The organism is Devosia sp., assembly GCF_040509215.1.
GTDB lineage: Bacteria > Pseudomonadota > Alphaproteobacteria > Rhizobiales > Devosiaceae > Devosia.
This window is the reverse complement of record NZ_JBEVLL010000278.1, coordinates 1-3159: the sequence shown is the minus strand read 5'-3', so window position 1 is coordinate 3159 and position 3159 is coordinate 1. Positions and strand designations below refer to the sequence as shown.

The window sequence follows — 3159 nt, the reverse complement described above, 5'->3', positions numbered from 1 at the left end:
TTTTTGTCCGGACTAGGGAGGCCAAGTGAAGGTCCTGTGACAGCGGCGGGCGGAGGACGTGGGGGACGGGCGCCCCACCCCCGTGGTTCACCCGACCGGATTGGTGGGGAAGTGGGCTGACACCATGCCGTCATCGCGAGGCGCGGCACGCGCCGTGGCGATCCAGGCATGCGCGGGACTGGATTGCTTCGCTGCGCTCGCAATGACGGTGTCATAATTGTGTGGCCATCCGGCGCGCGCGGGAAATGGCCGCACCGTCCGAAACCTTGGGAAATACATGATGCGCCCGATATTGCCGTTGCTGTTGGCATTTGCCGGCCTCGGCGCCGTCCCCGTGGCGGCCGAACGCCCGCAATTCAGCATCGGCACGGTGGCGGATTGTCAATTCGCCGACGAACCGGACGCGCCGCCGCGCCTGTATCACACCGCGCCCGGCAAGCTGCGCGAGGCGGTGGCCGACTTCAACCGCCGCAAGCTCGCCTTCGCCGTCCATCTTGGCGATTTCATCGACAAGGACATGGCGAGCTTCGATAGGGTGTTGCCGATCGCCCGGCAGGCCCGGGCGCCGTGGCAGTTCGTGCTGGGCAATCACGATTTCGCGGTCGACGACGCCTATAAGGCCAAGGTGCCGGCCAAACTCGGCATGCCGGCGCGCTATCACAGCTTCGTCCAGCACGGCTGGATGTTCATCGTCACCGACGGCAACGGGCTCAGCTCCTACGCATGGCCCGCCGGGAGCGCGGAACTGGCGCACAGCATGGCGTTGCACGCGGCGCTCTACCCGACCAAGCCCTTATGGGACGGCGGCATCGATGAAGCGCAGCTCCGTTGGATCGACGCGCAACTGGCCGAGGCCGACCGGCGCGGGCTGAAGGCGATGCTGTTCAGCCATTTCCCGCTCTTTCCCGAAAATCCGCACAATTTGTGGAATGCGGGCGACATGATCGCCCTGTTGGAGCGGCATCCGAGCGTGAAGATCTGGCTCGACGGACATAATCACGAGGGCAATTACGGCCTGCGTGGCGGCATTCATTATGTAAATCTGAAAGCCATGCTCGACACCGAGCAGACGGCTTATGCTTTTCTGAATTTCTACAAGGATCGGGTCGAGCTCGAGGGCGTCGGTCGTCAGCACAGCATGACGCTCAAACTTCGCTGACCTTGACAATGCCGTGCACGGCGGAGGCATAGAAGGCCCGCTATCGGGTGCGAGGCAGTCCCCGGCTTCAATGATACCGAACGCGGTGATCGCGCGGCGCGGGTAATCACGCGCACGGCATCGAATTTGCGTCTTGGTGGAAGGCGATCGGAAGTGCGCCGGCCCGGGTTGTTTCGATTTAGGACGCATGACGCACGACCGAATCGATCGGCGACCGCCTATGCCAAGGCGGCAGCGGCTCGGCCGCCAAGTGGCGCGCTCGCCAGGTGATTCCGAAAACTCAATATTGACCATTCGCAGATGAAGTTCTCGCGATGGACTCTTCCAAATTGGCGTAATTGTTAAGTTGTTGATCCACTCCGGTGCGGTCGTCTGGACAAGAGACGTGGCATCGAGAACGAGCACTCTCGATTCAATTGGCCTGTCTCCGGGGGGAGTGCATTGGCGAGCAAGCGTAGGTCAGTGTACCCATTGCCATGCCTTATGGGCGTGCATAAACGTGGTTCCGACTTTCGAATTGGCCGTCGTCGCTACTCGCAATGTCTGCATTGCGGTGGTGATCTGGTAAGATCGTCACGGCGATGGCGTCGACCTCGTCGCCAGGAAGTTCCATTTGACTGGAAAACCCCTTCTCTCAGAGAACCGGTTGGGCGCGATTATGCTAGTCTCATCGTCGTTCTTTCGATGATCGTTTTGGCCGAGGCGCTCTATAGCTGGCAGTTGGTCCATCAATATTGACCATGATCACGACGCGCTGCCGCAGCGGTGCGTCCGGCATGCCTGCGACGATCAGCTCGTCTTTGCCACTGGTGCGAATCCGCGCAATTTGCGGAATGCGGCGCCGTGATCGCTTAGCCGGACAGCCCCCAAAATATGCGGGCATAGCGTGGTGGCTCAATGGCCCTTGAGCCAAGACCGCCCGCACTCCTATCATCCATCATGACCGAGACGATGCCGCTTACTGAGCGCGAGAAGGAAACGCTGCGGCTTCTGCTCATCGGCCATGACGCGAAATCAATCGCCAGGCGGCTCGATCTGTCGGTTCACACCGTCAACGAGCGATTGCGCGACGCGCGGCGCAAGCTGGGGGTTTCGAGCAGCCGTGAAGCCGCGCGACGCCTCGCCGAGATGGAAGCCGGGGACGCCAAATTTCTTGCGGACAAGGATTTCGGGGTCGCTGAAAATACCATGGGCCTCAAAGGAGACGCACGCTCCGCTGGGGGGCGCGGCGCAGGCCAGCGGCTCGTCTGGCTCGGCGGAGGAATGATCGTCATGTCCGTGATCGTTGTCGCAATCGCTTTGCTGGCCTGGCCCCATAGTCGTGGCGAAGGCAATCTTCCGGCGCAGGCTGAATTGTTTCCGATTGCGGCGCCAGCGGCCGGTACGATGTCGCCGGTCGCGTCGTCAGCGCGGGACTGGCTTGCCCTGATCGACGCGGCACGCTGGACGGAGAGCTGGGACGCCGCCGGGACCATGATCAAGACGCAGCTTTCCGCAGCCCAGTGGCGATCGACCATGGCAAGTGCGCGCACGCCCCTAGGGGCCGTATCTTACCGTAAGTTTCTGAGCGAAAATAGGACCAGGACGCTTCCCGGCCTGCCCGATGGCGATTACGACGTCATCCAGTTCCAGACGGACTTCGCCAAAAAGTCGGCAGCTATTGAAACCGTGTTCCTGGCGCGGGAGGGCACTGGCTGGAAAGTTAATGGCTATTTCATTCGCTGAGGCAGAGCGTGGCTTGGCGAATGTGGCATCTGGCGCTCCGGCGCTTTGCCCACGCTAATTCAGCCGGTGCCAAAGGCGGTAGGGTGAGCCCTTCGGAAGGGCGACGGGCGCAAGCCATCCGGGCACCTGGTTCTTGACCAGTTGGACGTAAAAGCCCTTGGGCGCCTCGCTGCCATAGACGGTCGATTCCGACAGGCCCGGGCAGATCAGCAGCAGGCTGGCGCCGTGGCGGCGCATGACCTCGTGCGCGACTTCGGGGTCGATGGCGCGGAAGC

At 62.0% G+C, this 3159-nt stretch carries 2 protein-coding genes and 1 pseudogene; 2 read left to right on the top strand and 1 reads right to left on the bottom strand.

Features of this window, described 5'->3' with window-relative positions:
• Window positions 1-280: 280 nt before the first annotated feature.
• Together ABW043_RS15740 and ABW043_RS15735 are read left to right on the top strand one after the other, a co-directional pair.
• A complete protein-coding gene (locus ABW043_RS15740) occupies window positions 281-1159 on the top strand; it encodes a metallophosphoesterase (protein WP_353922147.1) in 879 nt (292 codons plus the stop codon).
• Between the two features lie 939 nt (window positions 1160-2098).
• On the top strand, window positions 2099-2884 hold the full coding sequence (locus ABW043_RS15735; protein WP_353922146.1) for a helix-turn-helix domain-containing protein: 786 nt from the start codon (window positions 2099-2101) through the stop codon (window positions 2882-2884).
• Window positions 2885-2938: 54 nt separating this feature from the next.
• On the opposite strand, the pseudogene ABW043_RS15730 reads toward ABW043_RS15735, so the two are convergent.
• Window positions 2939-3159, bottom strand: a pseudogene (locus ABW043_RS15730) (hypothetical protein); the annotation flags it as partial.

Excerpts from the sequence above, each read along its gene's own strand:
- ABW043_RS15740 (WP_353922147.1), top strand. The coding sequence starts at position 281 with ATGCGCCCGATATTGCCGTTGCTGTTGGCATTTGCCGGCCTCGGCGCC.
- ABW043_RS15735 (WP_353922146.1), top strand. The coding sequence starts at position 2,099 with ATGACCGAGACGATGCCGCTTACTGAGCGCGAGAAGGAAACGCTGCGG.